At 63.3% G+C, this 23,619-nt stretch carries 23 protein-coding genes and 1 pseudogene; 9 read left to right on the top strand and 15 right to left on the bottom strand.

Annotated features, from left to right (window positions below; translation table 11 throughout):
• Window positions 1-46: 46 nt before the first annotated feature.
• Window positions 47-280, top strand: a pseudogene (locus ACMC5O_RS08310) (DUF2155 domain-containing protein); the annotation flags it as partial.
• Between the two features lie 35 nt (window positions 281-315).
• On the opposite strand, the gene aat reads toward ACMC5O_RS08310, so the two are convergent.
• Window positions 316-1,071: a leucyl/phenylalanyl-tRNA--protein transferase gene (gene aat / locus ACMC5O_RS08305; protein WP_426692689.1), complete on the bottom strand. Its 756-nt coding sequence runs from the start codon at window positions 1,069-1,071 to the stop codon at window positions 316-318.
• 49 nt (window positions 1,072-1,120) lie between these two features.
• Complete coding sequence (gene arsC, locus ACMC5O_RS08300; protein WP_187709180.1) at window positions 1,121-1,468, bottom strand: arsenate reductase (glutaredoxin); 348 nt, start codon at window positions 1,466-1,468, stop codon at window positions 1,121-1,123.
• Window positions 1,469-1,670: 202 nt separating this feature from the next.
• Here arsC and ACMC5O_RS08295 point away from each other — a divergent pair, with 202 nt between their 5' ends.
• Both ACMC5O_RS08295 and ACMC5O_RS08290 read left to right on the top strand, forming a co-directional pair.
• Window positions 1,671-2,231, top strand: a complete 561-nt coding sequence (locus ACMC5O_RS08295) for a YMGG-like glycine zipper-containing protein (protein WP_246444377.1) — start codon at window positions 1,671-1,673, stop codon at window positions 2,229-2,231.
• A 32-nt stretch (window positions 2,232-2,263) separates the two neighbouring features.
• A complete protein-coding gene (locus ACMC5O_RS08290) occupies window positions 2,264-3,610 on the top strand; it encodes a L,D-transpeptidase family protein (RefSeq protein ID WP_187709181.1) in 1,347 nt (448 codons plus the stop codon).
• A 6-nt stretch (window positions 3,611-3,616) separates the two neighbouring features.
• Here the strand turns inward: ACMC5O_RS08290 and ACMC5O_RS08285 are convergent, their stop codons facing one another.
• Complete coding sequence (locus ACMC5O_RS08285; RefSeq protein WP_426692688.1) at window positions 3,617-4,324, bottom strand: energy transducer TonB family protein; 708 nt, start codon at window positions 4,322-4,324, stop codon at window positions 3,617-3,619.
• 125 nt (window positions 4,325-4,449) lie between these two features.
• On the opposite strand from ACMC5O_RS08285, the gene ACMC5O_RS08280 reads away from it, so the two are divergent.
• A complete protein-coding gene (locus ACMC5O_RS08280; RefSeq protein WP_426692687.1) occupies window positions 4,450-5,028 on the top strand; it encodes a hypothetical protein in 579 nt (192 codons plus the stop codon).
• A gap of 424 nt (window positions 5,029-5,452) precedes the next feature.
• On the opposite strand, the gene ACMC5O_RS08275 is transcribed toward ACMC5O_RS08280, so the two are convergent.
• The gene (locus ACMC5O_RS08275; protein ID WP_426692686.1) at window positions 5,453-5,623 is read right to left on the bottom strand and encodes a hypothetical protein; all 171 of its coding nucleotides are present in this window, start codon (window positions 5,621-5,623) and stop codon (window positions 5,453-5,455) included.
• Window positions 5,624-6,031: 408 nt separating this feature from the next.
• On the opposite strand from ACMC5O_RS08275, the gene ACMC5O_RS08270 reads away from it, so the two are divergent.
• Window positions 6,032-7,900: an ABC-F family ATP-binding cassette domain-containing protein gene (locus tag ACMC5O_RS08270; protein ID WP_426692685.1), complete on the top strand. Its 1,869-nt coding sequence runs from the start codon at window positions 6,032-6,034 to the stop codon at window positions 7,898-7,900.
• Between the two features lie 208 nt (window positions 7,901-8,108).
• Here ACMC5O_RS08270 and ACMC5O_RS08265 read toward each other — a convergent pair whose 3' ends face one another.
• Window positions 8,109-8,948 carry a DUF2306 domain-containing protein gene (locus ACMC5O_RS08265; RefSeq protein WP_187709185.1) on the bottom strand — a complete coding sequence of 280 codons (840 nt, stop codon included), beginning with the start codon at window positions 8,946-8,948 and terminating at the stop codon, window positions 8,109-8,111.
• A 61-nt stretch (window positions 8,949-9,009) separates the two neighbouring features.
• Between ACMC5O_RS08265 and ACMC5O_RS08260 the strand changes: the two genes are divergently transcribed.
• Window positions 9,010-9,486 carry a helix-turn-helix domain-containing protein gene (locus ACMC5O_RS08260; protein WP_187709186.1) on the top strand — a complete coding sequence of 159 codons (477 nt, stop codon included), beginning with the start codon at window positions 9,010-9,012 and terminating at the stop codon, window positions 9,484-9,486.
• A 93-nt stretch (window positions 9,487-9,579) separates the two neighbouring features.
• Window positions 9,580-10,206 carry a PilZ domain-containing protein gene (locus ACMC5O_RS08255; protein WP_426692684.1) on the top strand — a complete coding sequence of 209 codons (627 nt, stop codon included), beginning with the start codon at window positions 9,580-9,582 and terminating at the stop codon, window positions 10,204-10,206.
• A 139-nt stretch (window positions 10,207-10,345) separates the two neighbouring features.
• Here the strand turns inward: ACMC5O_RS08255 and ACMC5O_RS08250 are convergent, their stop codons facing one another.
• The 7 genes from ACMC5O_RS08250 to ACMC5O_RS08220 form a co-directional block, all read right to left on the bottom strand.
• On the bottom strand, window positions 10,346-11,167 hold the full coding sequence (locus tag ACMC5O_RS08250) for an alpha/beta fold hydrolase (protein ID WP_426692683.1): 822 nt from the start codon (window positions 11,165-11,167) through the stop codon (window positions 10,346-10,348).
• Between the two features lie 13 nt (window positions 11,168-11,180).
• Window positions 11,181-11,444 carry a hypothetical protein gene (locus tag ACMC5O_RS08245; protein WP_426692682.1) on the bottom strand — a complete coding sequence of 88 codons (264 nt, stop codon included), beginning with the start codon at window positions 11,442-11,444 and terminating at the stop codon, window positions 11,181-11,183.
• A 136-nt stretch (window positions 11,445-11,580) separates the two neighbouring features.
• Complete coding sequence (locus ACMC5O_RS08240; protein WP_426692681.1) at window positions 11,581-12,684, bottom strand: ABC transporter permease; 1,104 nt, start codon at window positions 12,682-12,684, stop codon at window positions 11,581-11,583.
• Window positions 12,681-13,814: an ABC transporter permease gene (locus ACMC5O_RS08235; RefSeq protein WP_426692680.1), complete on the bottom strand. Its 1,134-nt coding sequence runs from the start codon at window positions 13,812-13,814 to the stop codon at window positions 12,681-12,683. Before ACMC5O_RS08235 ends, ACMC5O_RS08240 begins: the two co-directional genes overlap by 4 nt.
• Window positions 13,811-14,770 (bottom strand): HlyD family secretion protein, encoded by a 960-nt coding sequence (locus ACMC5O_RS08230; RefSeq protein ID WP_426692679.1) that lies wholly within the window; start codon window positions 14,768-14,770, stop codon window positions 13,811-13,813. Before ACMC5O_RS08230 ends, ACMC5O_RS08235 begins: the two co-directional genes overlap by 4 nt.
• A gap of 65 nt (window positions 14,771-14,835) precedes the next feature.
• Entirely contained in the window at window positions 14,836-15,546 is a 711-nt protein-coding gene (locus ACMC5O_RS08225; RefSeq protein ID WP_426692678.1) for an alternative oxidase, read from the bottom strand.
• Between the two features lie 94 nt (window positions 15,547-15,640).
• Window positions 15,641-15,928, bottom strand: a complete 288-nt coding sequence (locus ACMC5O_RS08220; RefSeq protein WP_222949905.1) for a hypothetical protein — start codon at window positions 15,926-15,928, stop codon at window positions 15,641-15,643.
• Between the two features lie 265 nt (window positions 15,929-16,193).
• Here ACMC5O_RS08220 and ACMC5O_RS08215 point away from each other — a divergent pair, with 265 nt between their 5' ends.
• Window positions 16,194-18,956 (top strand): ATP-binding protein, encoded by a 2,763-nt coding sequence (locus ACMC5O_RS08215; RefSeq protein ID WP_187709189.1) that lies wholly within the window; start codon window positions 16,194-16,196, stop codon window positions 18,954-18,956.
• Window positions 18,957-19,178: 222 nt separating this feature from the next.
• Here the strand turns inward: ACMC5O_RS08215 and ACMC5O_RS08210 are convergent, their stop codons facing one another.
• Window positions 19,179-19,514 (bottom strand): hypothetical protein, encoded by a 336-nt coding sequence (locus ACMC5O_RS08210; protein ID WP_426692677.1) that lies wholly within the window; start codon window positions 19,512-19,514, stop codon window positions 19,179-19,181.
• 138 nt (window positions 19,515-19,652) lie between these two features.
• Between ACMC5O_RS08210 and ACMC5O_RS08205 the strand changes: the two genes are divergently transcribed.
• On the top strand, window positions 19,653-21,209 hold the full coding sequence (locus ACMC5O_RS08205; protein WP_187709192.1) for a winged helix-turn-helix domain-containing protein: 1,557 nt from the start codon (window positions 19,653-19,655) through the stop codon (window positions 21,207-21,209).
• Window positions 21,210-21,753: 544 nt separating this feature from the next.
• Here ACMC5O_RS08205 and accC read toward each other — a convergent pair.
• Window positions 21,754-23,112, bottom strand: coding sequence for an acetyl-CoA carboxylase biotin carboxylase subunit (gene accC, locus ACMC5O_RS08200; RefSeq protein WP_426692676.1), 1,359 nt, complete (start codon window positions 23,110-23,112; stop codon window positions 21,754-21,756).
• Window positions 23,113-23,115: 3 nt separating this feature from the next.
• Window positions 23,116-23,601 carry an acetyl-CoA carboxylase biotin carboxyl carrier protein gene (gene accB, locus ACMC5O_RS08195; protein ID WP_187709193.1) on the bottom strand — a complete coding sequence of 162 codons (486 nt, stop codon included), beginning with the start codon at window positions 23,599-23,601 and terminating at the stop codon, window positions 23,116-23,118.
• Window positions 23,602-23,619: the final 18 nt, after the last annotated feature.

Raw genomic sequence — 23,619 nt, 5'->3', positions numbered from 1 at the left:
TCCCAAAGCGGCCGCCGGTCCCGGGCAGCAGGTCGGCGTTACGCCGATGCAGGACCGGGTCGCGGTGATCGGCCTGCTCAACAAGCGCAACGGCATCGTCCGGGATCTTCAGATGAAGCCGGGAATGTCGGTTCGTGTAAAAGATGTGATCGTCCGCCTGCGTGCATGTGAAGCGACTGCGCCATGGGAGAATGAAAAGCTGACCGGCGCCTTTCTTCAGCTCGACGTTCAGCAGCCGGATTCGACCTGGCGGCGGGTGTTCTCAGGTTGGGTTTACAAGGAATCGCCGTCGCTCAACGTCGTCGAGCATCCGATCTACGATGTCTGGCCCAAGAGCTGTGCGATGACATATCCTTCCGCAGCCCCCGAACCGGCCGCGCCGGTCGCTTCGAACAACCGGTCGAGCGCCAGAAGGTCTGGGACGGGAGACCGTGCGGAACCCGCAACCGAGCCCGCGACCGAACCGTCGACCCCAGAGACCGCACCGGCGACCGAGCCCGTGCCTCCTCCACCGAGCGCACCGCCGAGTAACGCCACATAGGCTTTGCGGGAGATGCTCACCGCGCCGAGCGAGGCGAGGTGGGACGTCATGAACTGGCAGTCGAGAAGCGTAAACCCGCCCACCTTCAGTCGCGCGACCAGCCAGGCCAGTGCTACTTTCGAAGCGTCGGTCATCCGGCTGAACATGCTTTCACCGAAGAAAGCTCGTCCGAGCTTCACGCCGTAGAGCCCGCCGACCAGCTCACCGTCATTCCAGACCTCGACAGAATGGGCATGCCCCGACCCATGCAGTGCGAGCATCGCGCGCTCGATGTCGTCGTTGATCCACGTCTCGTCGCGGTCCGCGCAGGCGGCAATCACCGCAGGAAAGTCACGGTCCATCGTAACGGTGAAGCGGCCGGACCGGATTGTGCGGCGCAGCGATTTCGAAAGGTGAAATCCTTCGAGAGGAATTACCGCTCGCGATCGCGGCTCGACCCAGAACAGTTCGGACGCCTGGCGGCTGTCGGCCATCGGGAAGATACCGGCGGCATATCCCTGCAGTAACAGGCGTGGGTCGAGGCGACTCATCGTCTGGGAATATGAGCCGTTTTCAGGACCTTGTCAGGAGAGGCAAAGCCTAGAGGATTTCGCGTACGAGATCCTGCGGACGACACAGCCGAACGCCCTTGTCGGTCACGACCAACGGCCGATTGATGAGGATCGGATGCTCCATCATTGCGTCGAGGATTTCGTCGTCGGTGACATCCGGTCGGGTCAGGCCCAATTCGGAGGCGATCGGTTCCTTCGCGCGCAATCCCTCTCGCGGGCTGATGCCTGCGCGTTCGTACATTTGCCGCAGCTCTTCGCGGGTCGGAGGGGCCTTCAAATATTCGACGACATTCGGCTCGAAGCCGGTTTCCCGAATGATTTCAAGGGTTTTACGCGAGGTCCCGCAGAGCGGATTGTGGTAGATCGTTACGTTCATGTCACGGACACTTTCTAGTTCCTAGTCCGGCTTTCGCAACGGGCGTAGCCGCTGATGCGGTCCAATCTCACGGCGAACCATTGTCGCGTTGCCGGAACGATGTTGCTCAATCGTCGTTTCCTCGCGCGTGACATGCACCGTTCGCCGGGGGTTTCCGGGTCCCGGGGCATGGTCCGGAAGATCAACAATCGGGAGAAAAACGATGCAAAAATCAATTCTGGCAGTCGTACTGGCTAGCTCGGTCTCGCTGGCAGCTTGCGCAACGGACAGCCGCACGGCTGGTGACGTCGCGCAGGGCGCGGCGATCGGTGCAGCCGGCGGCGCAGCCGTTGGCGCAGTGGTGCCGGGTGTGAACGTGATCGAAGGCGCCGCTGTTGGCGCAGCGATCGGCGGTCTCGCCGGCGCAGTCTGGGCCGACCAGAACAATGACGGCTATGTCGACGGCTACGTGTCGAATGGCCAGTATTATGCTGGCACCCCGCAGGGTTACGATCCGACGCTTCGCCGCGTCGCGACCGGCGCTCTCGGTGGCGCAGCGCTCGGCGCAGTTGCTGGCGCGGTCATTCCGGGCGTCAGCACGCTCGAAGGTGCGGTGATCGGTGCCGCCGTCGGCGGTCTCGCCGGCGCGATCTGGGCCGACCGCGACAATGACGGCCGCGTGGACGGTTATGTCTACAATGGCCAGTACTACAACGGTGCGCCGCAGGGTGCTGCGCCCGCGCCGACATATACTCCGCCGGCACGCTCGGGTGAGCGCGGCTAATCGCCGGAGTACATGTGAACATTAGGCGTACAGTGCGCACCGGTCCCCAGCGGCCGGTGCGCATTCTTTCGAGGTTCGGCGGCGGCCTTGCAGCGATTGCGTTCGCGGCCGCCGCTCCTCTTTCGCCCGCCGGCGCGCAGAGCACTTTGCCGATTGCCGCGGCAGCTGCCGCGAACGGCGTTTCCGATTTCTACAAGGCTCGTGACGGCCGCCCGCTTTGGTTCTCGCAGAACGGCCGCCAGGCCGACGTCCTGCTAGAGATCCTGGCCAGCGCCGAACTCGACGGGCTGAGTCCCGACCGATACCGCGTCGAAGACCTTAAGCGGGTCGTTCAGGCAGCGTCCGATTCAGGAAGCTCACGCGCTATGCGCCGCGCGGACAAGCTGCTGAGCCAGGCGCTCGTTGACTATGTGCGGGATGTCAGGACCGCGCCCCGCACCGACACCATCTACGTCGATTCCGATCTGAAGCCGTCGCCGCCGAGCGCGCGCGCGATCCTCGATGCGGCGGCCAAAGCGCCGTCGCTCGAAACCTATGTCGCGGAGATGCGGTGGATGAACCCGCTCTACGCTCAGCTTCGGCAGGCGTTGGCGTCCGGTTCCTACAGCCCCGAGCAAAGCGACCTCATCCGCTTGAACCTGCAGCGTCTACGCGAGCTGCCTGCCGGTGATGGCCGCTACGTGCTCGTGAATGCGGCGGCCCAGCGGCTCTTCATGTACGAGGGTGGCGAGGCCGTGGACTCGATGCGCGTCGTCGTCGGCAAGCCGATCTATCCGACGCCGATGATGGCGGCCTACATCCGCTTCGCGAATCTCAATCCATACTGGTACGTGCCCGCCGACCTCGCGGCCGAGCGCATCGCCCCGAACGTAGTCAAACAGGGCCTGCCCTACCTTCAGCGCCAGGGATATGAGGTGGTTTCGGACTTCGTCGGCGAGCCGCAGATTATCGATCCGACCACCATCGACTGGCAGGCCGTCGCCGACGGCCGGCAGAAGGTGCTCATCCGCCAGCAGCCAGGCGCGCACAATTCGATGGGCCGCATCAAGTTCATGTTCCCGAACAGCGAGGGCGTGTACCTGCACGACAATCCCGAGCGCGAGCTCTTCGAGCAGGCGGCACGCCTCTACAGCGGCGGCTGCGTCAGGCTCGAATCCGCGTGGCGGCTGAGCCGTTGGCTGTTCGGACGCGACCTGACATGGAAGGGCGCGGGGGCCGAGGAAGAAGTCAAGCTCGATAAGCCCGTGCCGGTTTACATCACATACCTGACGGCAGTCCCCGACGGCTCGCAGGTCGCCTTCCTCGACGACGTCTACGGCCGCGACAAGGCGCGGCTCGCGCGGCAGGGCGATGGCGGGCTGATAGCGGCCGCGCGCTAGTCTGCGTCAGAGAGACCAGTTCGCCACGTAATCGAGCCGGTAAGGGATCGGCTGCCCGTCCGCGTCCAGCGCTGGCCGAAACCGCAACCGCCGGTAGATCAACGGGCATAGGCCGCTGTCGACGTAAGGGTCGCCGCTGGAACGTGTCACCCGGCATTCCGTCGGAACTCCGCTCGTATCGAGCCGGAGCGAAAGCATTGCGCGTCCGTAGGGCAGGCGCCCGCCCGTAAGGTCACGATAGTCGCCGCGGTTGAGATTGCGGATCAGCCGGGCTGGCGTGTAGCCGCTGAAGTCTCCCGAACCGCCGCCTCCGCGGCCGGATCCAGCGCCTCCCGCGCCCGGCCCGGTTCCTGCGGAGGCTGCCCCTGATTGCGCAGCACTTTCCGTGCCGGCGACCGGCGCGGCGACGACCGGTGGCTTGGCTGGAACGACGATCTTCGGCGTCGGTGCTACTACCGGCGTTGGTTCGGCCTTTTTGCCGGCTGCGCCTTCCACTTCTTTTGCGCGATCGGCCTTGGGTTGTGGGGGAGGCGGAACCGGAGGAGGCGGGGGCAGCTCCTTGATGTCGAACGTCTTCAAACTTTCGACGACCTGGCGGACGCTATGGACGTTCAGTCCAGTCAGGATCACCGCGCCAAGCACGACGTGAACGATTGCGACGCCCGCAAGCGCCTTCGCGCGATCTTCCCGAGCAGTGGCGGTGTAACTGGCCATCGACGCGTTCCCGATGAGCAACGCGTATCATGCGCGAAAGTTTTCGGATGCAGCGATTGTAGCGTCCGCCTTCGACCCATTGCAGACATTACGAAGGCGTGAGAACGTGGGCCGGGGCGCCTGCCATGGACACCTTCGAATATATCACCGCGCTTGTGGCCGTCGTGATTGGTTTGGCCATCGCCGATCTTGCGACGAGCCTGCATCGCCTCCTGCGTAACCGCAAACGAGTTCGCTGGGATTGGGTGGCGCCGCTATCCGCTCTGCTAATCCTGGCTGAACTGTTCAACCTGTGGTGGCGCTGGCACGGCTTCAGCGGAACGACCGCCGGTCAGGTTGTTCCTTATTTTCTCGCACTAATCCTCATTTTTCTCGCCGCATGTATTACGCTTCCCGATGAGGTGCCGGCGGACGGCATCGACCTAGCTCACCACTTCGACGAGAACCGAAGGTACTTTTGGTTTGTCTATGCGAGTTATGTCGCGTTGTTGATTGCGCTTATCTCGATACGCGACCTGCACAATGGACTCACGGCAAGAGCCCTCCTTTCAAGATACTATTTTGATTATCCATGGCTCGTCGCGGCCTACGCGATGATCTTCGTTCGCAAGCGCTGGATCAACGGCATCGTGATGCTCGCGTCACTCGGTTGGCTGGTGATCGGCCTCAATCTCTGGGGACGAACGCCCGACCTGCCCCTCTGAGACCGTTGCTAATCAAACAAGGAGTGTGGCTCTCGGCCCTTCATCAGAACAATGTCTGCTTTCGACCCATTGCAGATATTAGAACGCCTGCCGGGGCTAGGGCTGAAGTAGACCGACGGGAAAATGCCAGTCCGCGGAGGCACGGAAAAAGCGGCCCAGCCCTTTAAGGGACCGAACCGCTTTTCACCCTCGCTTGTCACGAGAAGAGCGACGCTCAATCCGCAACCAACGGGACAGGGGGGCGTCCCTGCGGACCGTAACCGATAAAGACCTGGGGAGAGTATTGGTTCCTACGGCGAGTCCGCATGGCGCCGTCGTTCGTTTCATGGGTCGAGGCCTGTCGGGGCTGCGTCTAGCTTAACGGGTGCCTCGACGGGCCTCACGCGGGACGAGGGCAGCCGGGCTCACTTCTGAATGCGAGGCCTCAGGCCAGACGGCTCTCTTCGTCCTTCTCGGACGGGTCCGGTGAATTCGTGTTGGCGGCGAGCCTTTTGCGGCAATCGTTCAGGATCGCCCGGCACCGCTTGATGCTGTCTTCAAGCTCGCTGTTCAGCTCTCTGAGGCGAGCCACTTCATTTTCGTCTTCGGTCGACACTTCGGAAACCCAATTCACCTGACCCGAAGCAGAAACACCAAGGGGACGAGGCCGTTCCTACGGCTGCTCAGGGTCTTCCTCGCTGTCGCTTTGCGGCAACTCAACACGCCACCGCTCAAGCGCCTCGTTAGCGTGCTCCCCGCAGAAGAGATCACCGTCGAGAATGACGCCAGCGGCATTGAGGCAGCCCTCCATCGAACACTGCGGGAGCTCCTGCCTCGTCATGGGCACGCCATTACCGACTAAAGTCCGTATCGATCTACTACTTTTGTGTGTGGGCTGCTGCGCGAAGTTCGCCCCCTAATGTCCACTTTCGACCCAAAGCAGGCAGGACCTAAATCGCAGCGCTTGGGCGCTCATCGCTAACCTGTCTTGGGTTCGCCACGATCGGCTGTTAAGCGGCCGGCCATGCTCAACATCAACGGTATCACGGTGCGCCTTGGCGGACGCACAATCCTCGACTGCGCCAGCGCTGCAATTCGGCCGCGCAGTCGTGTCGGCCTGATCGGCCGAAACGGCGCGGGCAAATCGACGCTGATGAAGGTCATCATCGGCCAACTCGAAGCGGACGAAGGCAACATCGAGATGCCACGCCGGACGAGGCTCGGCTATATCGCTCAGGAAGCGCCCAGCGGTGCCGCCACGCCGTTCGAGACCGTTCTTGCCGCGGACGTGGAAAGGGCGGAACTGATGGCGGAGGCCGACACCTGCGCCGACATGCATCGGCTGGGAGACATCCATGACCGACTGCTGGCGATCGACGCCTATGGCGCGCCCGCTCGGGCATCCCGGATCCTGCTGGGTCTCGGCTTTGATGGGGAGATGCAGGGCCGCCCGCTCGACAGTTACTCCGGCGGCTGGAAGATGCGCGTGGCACTTGCCGCTTTGCTGTTCTCCAAGCCTGACGTCCTGTTGCTGGACGAGCCGTCCAACCACCTCGATCTCGAAGCTACACTTTGGCTTGAAAACTTTCTCAAGTCCTACGCGGGAACCTTGGTCGTGATCAGTCACGAGCGCGACCTGCTGAACAACGTGGTCGACACGATCCTTCATCTCGATCGGGGTAAGATCACGCTATACGCGGGCGGCTACGACGACTTTGAACGGCAGCGGGCCGAGCGAGCCGCGCAGCTCGCTGCCGCCAAGGCATCGCAGGATGCGCAGCGGGCGCGCCTTCAGGACTATATCGCCCGGAACAGTGCTCGCGCCTCGACAGCGAAGCAGGCTCAATCCCGGGCCAAGATGCTGGCGAAGATGCAGCCCATCGCAGCTATGGCGGAGGATCCCAGCCTCAGTTTCGTCTTTCCCAGCCCGACCGAGTTGAAGCCGCCGCTGATCACACTCGAGATGGCAGCCGTCGGTTATGCGGAAGCGAACCCTGTGCTGCGCTCCCTGAATTTGCGGATCGATCCCGATGACCGCATCGCGCTGCTCGGTCGCAACGGCAACGGCAAGACCACGCTGGCCCGCCTCCTTGCCGCGCAGCTTGCGCCGATGGAGGGCGCGATCAACGCATCGGGCAAGATGCGCGTGGGCTACTTCACCCAGTATCAGGTCGAGGAGCTGCATGGCGACGACACGCCGTTGCAGCACATGAACCGCGCGATGGAAGGTCAAACACCTGGCGCCGTGCGCGCGCACCTCGGACGCTTCGGCTTCTCGGGCGACAAGGCAACGACGGCGGCAAGCAAGCTTTCCGGCGGAGAGAGGGCACGCCTGGCGCTGGCCCTGATCACGCGCGATGCGCCGCACCTGCTGATCCTCGATGAGCCGACCAACCACCTCGACGTGGATGCGCGCGAGGCGCTCGTGCAGGCGCTCAACGATTATGACGGCGCCGTCATCCTCATCAGCCATGACCGCCACATGGTCGAACTGACCGCGGACCGGCTCGTGCTTGTGGAGAACGGAGCCGCCGTCGACTACCCGGGCAGCATCGACGACTACATTGATTTCGTGCTCGGCCGAAACCAGCCAAAGGCGGAAGCTAAGCCGAAGGCGATCAAAGTGGATCGCAGGGCCGCCGCCAACTCGCGTAACGAAGCCAGTGCTCTGAAGAGGGTTGCATCGGACGCGGAAGCGGAAAGTGCGCGCCTCGCTGCCCAATGTTCGGCAATCGACCGGGCAATGTTCGATCCGGCGGGCGCGGACCCCAACCTCGCGTCGCTGCCGATGAGCGAGCTCGCGCGTCGCCGAGCGAAGCTGGGGGCGGCGTTGGCTCTCGCCGAAGCGCGTTGGTTGGAAGCGAGCGAGCAGCTGGAAAGCCTTGCGGCCTAGCCTGCGAAGCGGGGCCAGCCGCATGTTCGGCCTGCCAAGCCAATGTCTGCTTTCGACCCATTGCGCACATTAGCTCAGCGGCTGCTATGCGCTCTTCTCGGATACTCCGGGACGACTGACGCCATCGGGTAAGCAGACTCTCGTTCAGCTGGCGAGAAGGTGCGTCGCTTGACCGGTGCGGAGTTCCTTGCTCTCCCGTCCATAGCGCTCAAAGATAGGGGCTCCACATCATCAGCCAGGCGCCTACACTGCCGACGGCAATGACGAGCACGCAAATCACCAGCAGCGCCGCCACGCCGTAGCAGGCAAGTTCATGCTGTCGCGCCTGTGCCTGGATGTAGGCTTCGGTGATGGCCAGCGGGACCAGCGAGTTGCCGAAGGCGATGAAGAAGTCGAAGGGACCGTCCATCGATTTGCCGATGCCCGCTCCGCCGGCCGCAATCGCCCATGCCATGTAACCCACGCGCATGAACCAGACCGCACTGACCACCGCGAAGAGCCGCAGGGCCCACCGCCGGTGCTGGACGAAGCGGCGGGCCCGTGAGGATCGCCAGGAGAGGCCCGCGAAGGCCAATATCGCCAGGGCGTTAGCGGAAATGCCGACCGCGCCGACAACTGTGACATAGGTGCCCCTTCCCCAGACCAGCCACAGTCCTCCGACCGCCAGTGTCGCTGCCGTCATCATGTAGATGCGCCCGTTCCAGCGATGGAAAGTCGGCACCCGATTCCGGATTGCCGGCACAAGCTGCATCAACCCGCCTGCGGTGATCACGGCCGCCAGGATCACGTGAGCCGCGAAGAACAGGTTCCCGGTGAAATCGCCTTCCCTGAACCCGTCGATCAGTGGCTTTCGATTCCACTCCGCCCAGTCGCCGCGAAGGGTCGTCGGGTAGTAGAAAGCCAGAATGAAGGTGAGGAAGAGGAGCTGACCGATACCGATGGCGGCAAAGCAGCCTTGCGCCGCTCGATTCAGCCATCGGCGAGATCTGTTCCCGGCGCAGAGGTCCGGAAGAGGAGTTTCCCGAGGGAAGGTTGATGCCTGGTTCATGGGGCGGTCTCCTTGCGGTCGATGTTCGCCCTCTGTATTATCTATCTATTACACCCGCTCCATGACCGTGGAGGACATTGGTATGATCGTAGGTTGCACGGTGAATGACGTGGACGCGGCGCGGAGTGCCACCGCCAAGCGAACGGCGCGCGCACTCGGCGCGATCGGCTATGTCCTGTACGGTATTGCAAAGTCCGCTCGGCACCGGCCGTCACGCAACGGCCGGCCCACATTGATCATGAGGGTCGAAAGGGAAATATCGGCATCACTGTCCGTCCGATCTCCCACCATCGTCGAGGTTGCGGCCGCTGCCGGCTGTACGCGTCAGACCCTCTACCGGCGACTGAGGGCGTTGGGCACGAGCTTTGAAGAGATCAGGGCCGATCTCCTTCGCCGTCGCGCCCTTCATCTGATCCAGACGGAGCGTCTGTCGATCAAGGAAGTATCTTATCAGCTCGGCTTTTCGGAAGCTTCCGCCTTCTCGCGGGCATTCAAGCGCTGGACCGGGATGTGTCCCAACGCAGCAAGGCGCAACTGACCCAACCAACCCCTGTCTGCCTTCCACCCGATGCGGACCATTAGCGACTCCTTAGGCTTCGCACGCGACGCTGGGCCCAACATGGCTCGATCATTGTCGCTGACTAGTTTCGTCATGGAGAACCGCCTGCCCTGGGCCGAGGGAAGCTCGGCGGCACCCGCGGGGGCCGGGCGGTTCGACCAGGCCGTCATCATCGTTGGAGGTCAGCGGAGCCCGTGCAGCATCAGGAGCGTATCGTCGCTCGGCGCGACCCTCACCGGCCAGATCCGCACGCAACAAGGTGAGCAGCTGGCGATCGAGTTGGGCACGGGGCAGCGACCCGCGGCGTCCGTCGAGTGGGTTCGCCGCGACGAGGCAGGCGTCCGTTTCAAGCAGCCGATCGACGTGCTCGCGCTAATCAATCGCGCGCTCATCAGCCAGCCCGCCGAACGGCGCAGCATGCCGCGCGTCGAGCTGCGCTGCGGCGTTCGACTGAAATGGGGTGCCACCATCTGCGACGCGATCCTGCGCAACATTTCGGCACGCGGCATGCAGCTGGAGGCCGATGGCCTGCCGCCAAAGGGTACGTATCTGTCCATTCAGATTGACGGGCTCAACGTACCGGCCGGCGAGGTTATGTGGCAGAAGGACGGTCTCGTCGGCATCCAGTTGATGGAAGAGCTGCGCTGGACATCGCTGATGCCCTGGATACGAAAAGTGAGCGCTGGCGGAACCGCGTAAGGACAGATGCAATGGCATCTGCGAGCGTGCTCGAAATGTCCGCTTTCGACCCCGTTCGGACATCAGCCTGTCGCCTCCCGGCCAGAGGTTCACGCCCCACTGAAGCGAGTGAGAATCGATTGCGAATAGCTGCAGCTTGTTACGATGGTTGGCCCGTCGCTAACAGCACCGAATTCTGACACCAGAACAGCTCCAGCTCCTGCGCGACGAGATCTGGCGCTTCCACCGGCAGCATGTGCCCCTCTGTCGAGAAGGTCACTTCCTTGCACCGGGGTATGCCTTGTGCGGTCTCGTGCTGATCGGATGGCAGCACGACAACATCCCTGGCTCCGTTGATCAGCATTACAGGATCACGAACTTCCGCCAGATGATCGGTGAACCGAAATTCAGCAAAATGCTCCAGGAAAGAGCGATGGACCCCCGGCTCGATCAGTCCAACGTCATCGAGCGCTGCGGACATCACCTCAGTGGGCCGCAAGTACATCTGAGTGAAGACCGTTTCCATGACGGTCCGGTCCCGCCCATATAATTCAAAGGTCGGCACGGCTTCTGGCGGTAAGCTTCGACCCGCGACGGCGGGGGCCGTGGCCAGCAGACCATAACCTGCGAAGAGGCCTGGATATCTGGCTGCCGTCACCAGCCCGATGAGGCCACCGGTGGAATGGCCCACAAACAGGGCGTTCGAAAGCCCCAACTCCTTTGCGAAATAGGCCAGGTCATCCGCGACTCGGTCGAAGCTCCAAGGGCTTGTCGCTGATGCCGACGCACCATGCCCCCGGAAGTCGAAGGCAACGACGTTGAAACCACGCGAGAGGCGAGCGAGCAATTCAGCGTAAACGGCGCCGGTGCTACTCAACGCATAGCCGTGCACGAAAACGAGATACGGCAGGACGGGATCTGTCCCGTGCACCTTATATCCGATCTGCGATCCGTCGATCGTCATGTGATGAATGGTCGGCATGGTCCTGCGCCCGTCACTCGCCCGAGTGTTTTGTTGCGTCGGTCACCATTTCGTCGTGCCCACTCTTGTCGCTGAAGAAGGCCGCCGCGAAGAGACCGCAACCAAGAAGGATAGAAAGGAACACGCCCCCGATCGTGGCTAGGACCATGTGGAAGGAAAGCTCTCCAGTGGATCTCAGATAAAGAAGTGCGCCGATGCTGAAGACGGTGCCCGTGACAATGATCAATTTGATTGCCCGCCGGAAATCGGCAGTGGCATTTTCTCTATTCGCAGGCATCGAAGACTCCTTGCTGAAATGAAAGTAGAGGGAAACCGACAGCGATCCACGGGCCGCAGCGACTGCTGAATCCGCTTGTGGTTTGCTTGGCGACGGCCTCGCCAGGGACGCAGACAAAAAACGCGGCGGCGCTGCATCAGCGATTCACCCGATTGTGCGCGAGACGGAACCAGCCAAGCGTGGCATACAGCAGCGTCAGGCTCACCAGCACGCAAATGCTTGGAGCGACAGCGGCGAGCGAAGCTCCCATCTGGTTTAGCGGCACGAACATGTGCACTCCCGCCGTTGAGGGAAGGAGATAAGCGAGCACGCGGACGAAGCCTGGCATCTGGTCGAGCGGCCAGGCCGTTCCTGACAGGAAGAAGAAGGGGGCGGAGGTGGGACCCAGGATCACCATCGCGCGCTCGGATCGATCGAAGTAGCTGCCAAGCCACAGGCCCAATGCCGCGACCGCTGCCGATAACACCGGAACGGCCAGCAGCAGGGACGCCGAGTTTTCCGCTCGCGGAATGCCTTGTAGCCAGAATATCCAGCCGAAAAGGAACAGGCAGGTCAGCACGCCCACCGAGCTGAACGCGGCCCAGGTACCCAGGTACTCCGACGTCGTCATTCGCCAGCTTCCCGAGCGACGTCTGCCACCAATTAAGGTGGCTGCCCCAAACATCAGCGTTTGCTGAACGATGATGACGACCACCGCCGGGAAGACGTAACCTTCGTAGCCGCCGGTCGGGTTGAACAAGGGTTCGCGGACAATAGTGATCGGGGGGCCTGCCCTGGCGGGCTGACCTGCATCCTCCAGTGTGTCGAGCGCAAGGTGACGGAGCACGTCGGTTATTGCGTCGCCGAGGGTGCTCGCACGCAGCATGTAGCCGGCATTGAGCCAGATCTTCACCCCTGCGCCTGGCGCGCCGGTGCGCAGCTGGCGTTCCAGTCCTCGAGCAATCAGCACAAGCCCGTCAGGACCGCCCCTGTGCATCAAATCCCGTGCCTCGGCGATGCTTGCTGCATGATCAATGACGACGATAGCGCGCGTTGCCTCCAGGTCCCGGACCAGCTGGCGGCTGAGTGCGCTTTCGTCCTCGTCGACTACAACCACCGGAAGCTGCTGCGCGACCTGATGCGAATAGGGAGCTGGATAGTAGAAGGCGTAAAGTACGACCGCGAGCAGCATGGTGCCGATCAAGGTGCGCGAGGTGAGGATGACCCGCCACGCGGCCCGGAAGGCCTGCAGGACGCTCATCGAGCTCGCTCCTGGCGTGCGACGAGAGCGATCGTGCCGCCGCCTGCGACGAGCACGTAGGCGAGCAGCGCCAGCGACGGGCGAGCAGCGGCAGTCGGCACCTGGCCGCCGAATTGTCCCATTTGAAGCGCAAGGTAATGGGTGAGCGGAAGGAGCTGACTCCAGAAGCTGGCGAAAATGCCGCCGCCATTGAGGGGCAAGGTGGCTCCAGCATAAGCGAGCGCGGAGCCGGCATAGACGGCGCAAACCGATAGAGCGGTCGCGGTCTCCCGCGTTGCGGCGACGAGCAGCGCGGAGATCGCTGCGGTTGCCAGGTAGAACAGGCTCTGGCCGGCCACCACAAGCAGCAAGCTGCCTTCCACCCGCCAACCTCGCGCCAGCGTGATGTAGAGCAGCCAGAGAACGCCCCACAGGCTTGCCGCCGTGAAATAGGGCGTCAACTTGCCGAGCAGAGCCGGGGCTAAGGGGCCGTTTGCCCCAGCCCAGCGCGCAAGGGAGCGGGCATTGAGTTCGCGACCCAACGCCATCGCGCAGGTGACCGCCGTCACGAGATGCAACACTGCAGGAAAGAGCAGGGTGCCGAGGAACCACTCGAAGCTGTTTGCCGCATTGGTGAGCGGAATAACTTCAATGGAGAGGCGGCGGGCCGGGTCTGGCGGGAGAGCATGACCTGAAAGCTGATCGGTCACCAGCGTCCCGGTTGCGTCCTTCACCGCTGCTTCGGTGCCGCGCGCAAGCTGTGATCCCGCCGAGAGGAAGCTGGCATTGTAGAAGATGCGCACCACCGGCGTGCGACGCCGGGCGATGCCGGCGCCGAGATCACGTGGCAGGTGGACGAACCCCATCGCCTCGCCTCGGCGAACGGCGTCGACCGCCTCGCGCTCTGAAGCCCGGATGGCGGCAATTTCCACCATTGGCGAAGCCTCCAGCGCACTCAGGACCGTGCGGCTGGCGACGCTTCGGTCGTCGTCCACGACGACGAGCGGAAGGTGCCTCATGGCGCCTTGCCAGAACATCGCTGCCACCAGGAACAGCAGAACACCGGGGACCAGCGTCAGGCCGGCCAGGTCCCAACGGTCCCGCGCAAGGTGTCGAAGCTCTGCACGCAGCGCGCGTTCGAAGGCATTCATTGCGGCCACTCGAACAAGACGCTCATGCCCGGCCGCAGACCCGGGACTGCTTCAGCGGGGCGCAGTCGTATTTCGAACGCGCGGACGTCATAGCCCGAGGCCTCGCGGGTCGCGCGCCAGGTCGCAAAATCGCCGCGGGGCGAGATCTTGTAGACCCGGAATTTGGCATCGCGACCCAATGCAGGGATGCGCCCGCGCAGCGTCACGCCCATGCCCAGCCGGTTGAACCGGTCCTCACGAACGCTGAGCGTTACCCACGGGTGATCGATATCGATTACCTGATAAGCAGGGATCACCGGGCTGACGACTTCACCGGGCTGCACGAGTTTACGCGAAACCTCGCCGTCGATGGGCGAGAGCAGCCGGGTTTCGCGGCCCAGCGCGGCAGCGGTCCGCAACGCCGCTTCGGCAGCACGGACCTGCGCGTCGGCTGCCGCTTTGTCCTGCGCTCGAGGACCGGCGAGAGCCTTCATATATTGCTGGCGAGCAGCTTCCGCCTGCCTCGCAGTGCTTTCGCGCGCGGTTGAGGCTTCGTCGCGACGCTGGGCAGTGACGTAGCCATCGGAAAAGAGACTCGCCATCCGCTGATTTGTCGCCGCGGCCAGCTTGGCCGCCGCCTGTGCAGCCTGCCAGTTGGCATGGAGCGAGGCGATATCCTCGCTGCGGGCGCCTTCGGCGGTCTCGGAGGCGTTTGCGCGCGCAACCTCCACCGCGGCCTGCGCTTGGGCCTGACTTCCGGTAATCTCAGGGTTCGAGAGTGTCGCGAGCAGAGTGCCGGCGCGGACGCGCTGGCCCTCCTCGGCGATCAACCGGTCAACACGAGCGAGAGCCTTGGTGGCGACGTTGACTTCGTCGGCCTCGACCATGCCCTGCAGCTGCTCGGGCGCTGGACGACTGGCGAGCCACAGTCCCAGCGCTAGTAGCGCGGCGACCACTGCCCCCCCGGCTGTCGCCACGAGGGGGTTACGCCTGTGCACGAGAGCCGTCTGAAACTGGTCCACTGATGGTTGTTCCATGGCGTTCACCCCGTGATGCTGATGGATGCCCAGCTTGCTTGGGGCGTTCCCGCCTCGTGCGGGAGGGCGGCACTGATCGTGCTCGGATCCACCTCGATCCCGGCCAAGCTGTCAGCGAAGCAATGATTGGTGTCGCGGTGGTGCGCTTCGTCGGCCCGAATGATCAGGACCACGTCACGCAGCGTCGCGTCGATGGGCAGGTTCCAGTAGCGTCGGGCGATCTCCGGCGCGGGAACGTTCTCCACGCGGCCGGCATCGATCTCCTCCAGGTACAGAGTGTAGCTGATCACCGCCTCTTCCTCGAAATAGCCGACTACTCGGTGCGCGGTTCTCGGGCTGACCAGGTAGAGTAGGAAGAAGAAGCAATAGAATGCCCACTGAACGGTGAGCACGACCATTCGCTCGAGCCACGTCGGCTTTGCGAGAGCGATGAACGTCATGAGGTGCATGCGCTCATTCTCGGCCTCGTCGATCAGGGTGGCGATCCAGCCGTTGTCGTCGCACATGCGGCGGAGGCATTTGAGATGGGTGAGTGTGCCCCCCACCATCCCCGGCACTGCCGCAACGGTTTCCAGTACGATGGCGCGGTTGCCGTAGCGCTTCGCGAAGAAGGTGTCGGCGCAGAAGCGCAGCATCCTGGTGAAAGCAAGCGCGATCGTGTCGCACGCACCCACAGCTTTGCGGTGGGTGGCCGGGGGCGTACCCTCGCCATTCATTGATCTGTCCTTTGTTGTCAGAGCGGGGAACGGTTTTGCGGCGGCTCTGCCGAGCCGGCGCGCTTCGGTCGAAGGGCCGGATTGCACGGTGGGTTCACCACAGGCGGGTCTCGGCGATCTCCATCTCGCGCACGATCTCGAGCAGCTCATGGGCGAGATCGTCAGCCGTACAATTGGCGCGGCGGTCTCCGGTGAATGATACGCCGATGACGGGCTCGTTCCTCCACTCGCCCTTTCCGACAAACCCCCATCCGCGCTGCCGGAGACGCTGCCAGATGCCATCCGTGCGCGAGCCGAAACCGATGGTTACAACGTCGGGAGCGAGGTCGTGGAGCATCGTGGTTCCGCCAGCTGCCGCGCAGATCTCCGCGAAGCGAGTCACTGCTGCGGAATGCGGAGAGGGCGAAGCCCGATGCAGAAGACGCAGGAATCTCCGGCGCGGCCGGGAGTGTGCCTGCGCCGCGGAAGGCCCAGGCGATTTGATGGCCAAATGCTCCAATTGACGGCTCCTTGATACGTTCGCTGCTGATACGGGAACCGGGGCCGAGCTCCGACTTAAAGGGTGTAAAAAGCCGCTAATTTGCGCATATGCAGAGCGCTAACCTATCGGCGGAGGCGCGAGTGGGCTCAGCTCTGGCGGAGTGGCGATGAGCGAGCGCATCCTCCGCTTCGGCCCATTCGAGCTTCGGCCCGAGCGCGGTCAGCTGCTGAACCGCGGCGCTCCGGTCGGGCTCGGCTCACGTGCACTGGCAATCCTGACGCTCCTGGCCGAGCGCGCCGGCGAAATCGTCTCCGTGGGCGAGATCAACAGCCACGTCTGGCCAAACCTTTTCGTCCAGGACAATAATCTGCGGGTGCACCTTACTGCGATCCGTCGCGCCTTTCGTGCGGCTGGCGCTAACGACGTGGAAATCATCAACGTGCCCGGGCGAGGGTACCGGTTACGCTCCGAGGTGACGATTGAAGGCGATTCCGGCGCCGACGCGGGAGCAGGCTCCGGGCTGCGTCCGATTCCCATTCCCCTACAGGTCAACCGCTTGATCGGTCGTGCAGACTGCGTGGCATCGGTGGTCGAAAGCGTCGGTCGAAACCGGCTGGTGACGGTCATAGGACCGGGCGGAATTGGGAAGACAAGCGTCGCCCTTGCGGGACTGCACGCCTTTCCTGCCGGCACCGCCACCTGCTTCGTTGATCTTGCCAACTGCGCCTCGGTCGAGCACGTTGCGACAGCAGTGGCGGCTGCCCTGCAGAGCCCGATGGGGAGCGACGCGACCCCGGCTGTATTGATCGAACATCTTCGCGACGCAGACCTGATCCTGCTCCTCGATAATTGCGAGCATCTCGTCGACATCATCGCCCGGGTAGCCGAGACGGTGATTCAATCGTGTCCGCGGGTGAAGCTGCTTGCGACCAGCCGGGAGCCACTGCGAGTACCCGGAGAGGTGCTGCTCCATCTCCAGCCACTTCCTGTTCCCAGCCTGGCCGAAACGGCCGGTGCGATCTCCGAGAGCCCGGCGGTGAGGTTGTTCGTGGAACGCGCGCAAGCAAGCGCGGACATGTTCTCGATCACGGCGGACAATGCCGAGCATGTCGCGGCCGTCTGCCGATCGCTCGACGGCCTGCCGCTCGCCCTTGAATTGGCTGCGGCAGCCGTGCCGATGGTTGGCATCGATGAACTTTCAACGGGACTGACACAGCGACTTTCGCGAGTGGCCTTCGGTCGACGAACACTGGCTCGGCACGAGACGCTCGACGCAATGCTCGACTGGAGCTTTGAGCTACTTTCCCCCGCTCAACGCGTGGTCTTATGTTCCCTTGGCAGCTTCCGCTCTTCCTTTGATTTGGCAGGCGCGGTGCAAGTCGCCGCTCTCGATGACTGTGGAGAGGAAGAGACTATCCAGGCGGTGCTGCAGCTCGCGGCGAAATCTCTGCTGGTCGTCGAGACGACATCCTCAGGCGTGGCATATCGTCTGCTCGAGACCACCAAAGTTTACGCGCGCCGCAAACTCAGTGCTTCAGGCCAGTCGGAAATCGTCGCGCGCCGTCATGCGGAATGGGTTCGCGGCTTGCTCGAACGTGCGCAGGACGACTGGTTGGTACTTGATCGTCCGGCTTGGTGGGGACGTTACGGGCAGGCGATCGATGATGTCCGCGCTGCGCTGGCCTGGTCGCTTGGAGAAGCTGGAGACAAGAGGTTGGGCATCAGCCTCACGCTCGCCTCAGCGCCGCTCTGGATCGGCCTCGCGCAGTTCGCCGAATATAACCGGTGGCTGCTGAAAGCGCTGGCGACGCTGGAAGAGCTCGGGGAAACGGGCGGGCCGGAGGAGATCCAGCTCCAGATCGGACTGTGCGTGCTGCTGTTCAATGAGGATCGGCCCGGTGAGCAGTTCGTGCGCGCCGCGACGCGGGTACTGCGCATCGGTGAAAAGATCGGCGATCCGTGGGCCCGGGCAACCGGGCTTTGGCTGCTGTCCGGGCACCGGCAGATCCTGAGCGATCATCCGGGAGCGCTGGCCCTCGCGCGTCAGATGCTGCCGCCGGACAGCGGTGATCATGATCCCGATCTGTTAGCCTTCGCCCGGCGGGTAATCGCCTTGATGACCTTCCGGGCCGGCCGGATCGCGGAATCCGCAGCCATCGGCACGAAGCTTGTCGCTGATTTGACCGATCGCACGGCCTACGGCGCCGTGCTTCGCTACGATCACTATACTGTGGCTCGAAGCAATCATGCCCTAACCCTGGCGGTGCAGGGCCAGTTGGACTCGGCGCTGAGCCTAATCATGGACGCGGTAGCCGACGGAGCGCGACTGCGGAATCCGGCCTCCTTTTGTTATCTGCTGAGCAGCGCAGCCTGCCCGGTCGCACTCTGGGTAGGCGACCACGAACTCGCCAGGATCTATGCGGACCTGCTTGCCCGGGAGGCGTCAGACAATCGCTTCACCTATATGGGCGAACTTGCGACCTGGTATTCAAGGATCTTGGAACTGCGCACCGGGCAGCTGACGAGGCCCCTAGTCATCGACCAACTGCCGAGGCCGCTGCCGCACGACAAGGACGTATTCATCACCACCTGTGCGGCGTGCTGCGACGAGGAAGCTGTAGCGCGCGCGGAGGCGCTTGATCCGCACTGGGCAACGGCCGAAATCCTGCGAGCGCATGGTGAAATCCAGCTGGCCTCCGGCGATGAAGTGGCAGCGCGGGCCCTCTTCACACGGGCCCTGTCTATCGCAGAGGAGCAGGAGAGCTGGCTCTGGGCGCTCCGAGCAGCCACTTCGCTCGCACGCCTCGAGCCTCCGGACAAGGCCGCGCCGCCACTCGAAGCCGCCCTCGCTCGGGTCGAAGGCGGTGCGCGGTCGCTCGATCTCCGTTCTGCACGGATGCTCTTAAGCGGCCGGGTCGGTGAGCCTTAATCCGGCATCGGCGCAAGCTGTCGACGCGAAGGGCGCCTGCATGCCGTCAATGCCGGCACCCCGCGATCTTATCTTCCTACCCAACCCTGTCGCGGCAGCTTTCGACCCAAAGCGGACAAGAGCTACCAGCCAAAAGGGCCAGCGCGACAGCGGCACCCGAAGCCCAAAAACGGCAAGTCCAATGCTTGCCGAGGGACGCATTGCGCCCCTCGGCGGTCGACTTCAGTGCGTGCCGCCGGTGCGTGAGGGATTGCAGCCCTCGCCGGGGAACGCGAAGCCATAGCGTTGATCCGGATCGCTCGGGTCGTAGAGCCCGAACTGCGACATGAAGTATCCGTACGACTGAACCTGTCCGCCGGGATCGATCCCGGGAACTCCGTCGGGAGTATCGTTCAGCCCCGAATATGAGCAACGCGAGTTGCCGTTGCTGATTGTGCCGGGTGTGTTCTGGCCATTGCCGGTCGGGGGTGGCCCAGTGATCTCACCCGCCAGCACCGGCGATGAGATCAGGCTTATTCCAATCGCTAGTGCAGTCGTCTTGAACAACAGCTTGGTCATTACTCTCTCCTAAAGAGACTAACATTTGAGGCTCCACTGTCGGGAGCGGCGCGTATGTTGCGTTGGCTTTGGCTTGTATGGGATGATCACGAGCCGATGATTTGCCGATAGTTCACCGATTATTGGGGGTGACTGGGGATGGACGCTTTACGCGAGCGAGGATCGGGTACCTTGGCGCCCGCGGACCTTGCCCGCATGACCGACTTTCGATTGGGCGACGCGGCCGTCAGTCCATCGCGTCGAACGGTGACAGGCCCAGGCGGCACCGCCGCTGTCGAGCCGCGCGTCATGCAGGTCCTTGTCGTACTGGCTGAGCAGCCTGGGGTGGTTGTTTCGCGCGAGACCTTGTTCGAGCGATGCTGGGGTGGCGTCTACGTCGGCGAAGACAGCCTCAACCGAGTGATCGGTTCACTGCGGAGACTGAGCATCGACGTCGCGCGCGGCAGCTTCGAAATCGAAACGATCACGCGGACGGGTTATCGGCTGATCGGAAAGGTTACCCAAAGCGCGCGGGCAAGCTCCGACCGAAAGTCCGGCCATTTCACCCGCAGAGAGTTAGCCGGCGGCTCGCTCGGCGTAGTGGCTCTTGGCGCCATCGGCGGATGGGCTGCGGTCAATGACCTCAAGGAAAAGCGGTTCGAGCAGCTCCTGCGACAGGCTGATAAAGGTCTTGCCGGCGACGATCAGTTCTTCCGACCGGACCTGGCGCTGCGCGCGGCGGAGGAGGCCGTGCGCATCCATCCGGATAGCGCCCGCGCCTTCGGCTGGCTCGCGCTCAGCCGCAGCTACTTCGCACAAGTCGCGCCGCCATCCCGATCCGCCGAGGCTGTCAATTCGGCAGTCGAGGCAACGCAGAAGGCGCTGGCGATTGACCCACAGGAACCGAACGCGCTGCTCGCCTTGTTCGAGGTCCAGGGATCAGCGCTCGACTGGTGGTCGCGCGACCGGTTGCTACGCCGCATCATCGCTCTGCGGCCTGTGAACACGATGGCGATCGGCGAACTCGCTTCGCTCCTGCAAGCGGCCGGCCTGACCCGCGAGTCCTGGGGGTGGAACGAACGGCATGTTCGCACCGCGCCGCTCTCGCCGGTGCTGCTTGGCAGGCGCGCACAGAAACTATGGATCTTCGGCCGGGTGGCTGCCGCCGACAATGTCATCGAACAGCTGCGGGTTCAATTTCCCGCGAGTGCGTGGGTTTGGTCGGTCCGGTTCATTCTTTATGCCTTCACCGATCGGCCGGCGGCCGCCCGGGAGATGCTCGAGGCCGATCCGAAGATGATCGCCGGGGCAGCCGAGAAGCAGATGTGGCAAGCCTGCCTCGATGCCCTAGAGCAGCGGTCTAACGGCGCAATTGCAAACGCCCGCCAAGCTTGCCTCGCCATGCCTCAGAACCCCGGCGGGCTCGCGAGCGGCGGGGCAGTCATGGTTCTCTCCGCGCTCGGGGATCTCGACACCGCCTTCGAAATTGCGAACGGCTACCTGTTAGGCCGGGGGAAGACGGTTCGACGCAGCGAGACGGCTTACGGCCCCGACGTGGGGGACGCCCTGCACAGAATCGATACCTATTGGCTGTTCATGCCGCCATGCCGCGCCATGCGAGCCGACCGGCGGTTCCTCCCCTTGTGCGCCGGAGTTGGATTGGTTGAATATTGGCGGCGCAGAGCCATCCAGCCGGATTACATGCGCGTTGATTGATTGCGTATCTGGAGTAGCAGGCGCACGTCGCTTGGTGACATAATTGGCCCAACCCCTGCCGGCACACTTTGGGTACGAGCCGCTCAACGATAAATGTCCGCTTTCGACCCATTGCGGACATTAGCTTCCTGCTGTTTGATGCGCCGGAGATAAGCCTGAGGAGAGCCGATGCGGGGTCTTGTCGTTATGTTCGCCTCATCGTTGCTTGTTGGCTGTCGCGGAAACGTTCCACCAAATCCGAATGACGACGCTGACTGCGCCGTTGTCGCTAACGTGTTCGCGGAAATCTTGGCCCAGGATGTTCAGCAAATGCGCGCAGTTACGCCCGTGAAGCAGTGGTATGCGCACGCCCTGTCCCGTGCTGACAATCGACGAGCAGAGATAGTCCGCAGAACCATCCGCCGGGAACCGGGAGCCTACAAGGCGACATTTGAGGCTTGTGCCGAACGAGCGGAAAGGGACCCGCTCTTCAGCCGTGTCCCCGCATAATCGCTAATGTCAGCTTTCCACCCATTGCGGACATTAGGGCCTCGGCGGATTCCGACTACTCTGCAGCGACGCGCTGCTTTTCCAGCCACTGTTCCAGCCACTTGATGGTGTACTCGCCGCGCAGGAATTCCTCGTCGCGAACCAGCGCCTGGTGGAGCGGGATGGTCGTCTTCATGCCCTCGACCACAAACTCTTCGAGCGCACGGCGGAGGCGCATGATGCAGCGCTCACGCGTGGTGCCGTAGACGATCAGCTTGCCGATCATGCTGTCGTAGTAAGGCGGCACCCGGTAGCCGGTGTAGAGTCCGCTATCGACGCGCACGTGCATGCCGCCCGGCGCGACGAAATTCGTCACGAGACCCGGTGAAGGCGCGAAGGTCATCGGATCCTCGGCGTTGATCCGGCACTCGATCGCGTGGCCCTGGAGGTGGACCTGGTCCTGCGTGACCGACAGGCCTTCGCCTTGAGCGACGCGGATTTGCTCACGCACCAGGTCGATGCCGCTGATCATTTCGGTCACCGGATGCTCGACCTGCAGCCGCGTGTTCATCTCGATGAAGTAGAACTCGCCGTTCTCGTACAGGAACTCAATCGTGCCGGCGCCGCGATAGCACATGTCGCTCATCGCCTTGCGGACGATCTCGCCCATCCGTTCGCGTTCTTCCGGCGTGATGACCGGGGAGGGGGCTTCCTCGAGCACCTTCTGGTGCCGGCGCTGGAGCGAGCAGTCGCGTTCGCCCAGATGGATCGCCGCGCCATTGCCGTCGCCGAACACCTGGAATTCGATGTGGCGCGGGTCGGCGAGGTATTTTTCCATGTAGACGGTGTCGTCGCCGAACGCGGAGCGCGCCTCGGACGCCGCCTGGCTCATCAGGCTTTCTAGCTGGTCGTCGGACTGGACGACCTTCATCCCGCGGCCGCCGCCGCCGGAAGCGGCCTTGATCAGCACTGGATAGCCGATTTCCTTTGCGAGCTCGTGCGCCTCGGCGACGCTGGTCAACGCGCCTGCAGACCCCGGAACGAGCGGAAGGCCGAGCTTAGCGGCGGTGCGTTTCGCCTCGATCTTGTCGCCCATGATCCGGATGTGCTCCGGCTTGGGGCCAACCCAGATGATCCCATGACTCTCGACGATCTCGGCGAACTGCGCGTTCTCGGACAGAAAGCCGTAGCCGGGGTGGATTGCGTCGGCGTGGACGATCTCTGCCGCCGAAATGATGTTCGGGATGTTGAGGTAGGATTCGGTCGCTGAGGGTGGGCCGATGCAGACGGTCTCGTCGGCCAGGCGCACGTGCATCGCGTCGGAGTCTGCGGTCGAATGAACCGCGACCGTCTTGATCCCCAGCTCATGGCAAGCACGGTGGATACGCAGCGCAATCTCGCCGCGATTTGCGATCAATAGCTTTTTAATGGGCATGGCCTAGCCGAGCACCACCAGCGTTTGATCGAACTCGACGGGCTGGCCGTCGGCGACGTTGATCTTCTTCACCGTGCCGGCTTTGGGCGCCACGATCGGATTCATCACCTTCATCGCTTCGACAATGAGGAGGGTGTCACCGGCCTTCACAGCCTGTCCGACCGCGACGAACGGCTTCGCACCGGGCTCCGGAGACATGAAGGCGGTGCCGACCATCGGCGACTTCACGGGATCGCCGCCGACGTCTTCCTGTGGAGCTGCCGGCGCGGCAGCAGCCGGAGCCGCCGCAGGCGCTGCAGCCGCTGGCGCCGGAGCGGCTACAACCGCCGTCGGCGCGTCACGCCGTACCTTGATCTTCCGGTCGCCATCCTCGACCTCGATCTCGTTGAGGTCATTGGCGGTCAGCATTTCCGCGAGCTCACGCACGAGGGCAGTATCGACACGCATCGATGCGCCCTTGTCGGCGCCGCCCTTGCCGGTCTCGGCCATTCCGAATCCCCTAATTCA

The organism is Sphingomonas sediminicola, assembly GCF_049991885.1.
Taxonomy (GTDB): domain Bacteria; phylum Pseudomonadota; class Alphaproteobacteria; order Sphingomonadales; family Sphingomonadaceae; genus Sphingomicrobium; species Sphingomicrobium sediminicola.
Note: the sequence above shows the minus strand (reverse complement) of the source record. Positions and strands in the feature narration are given on the sequence as shown.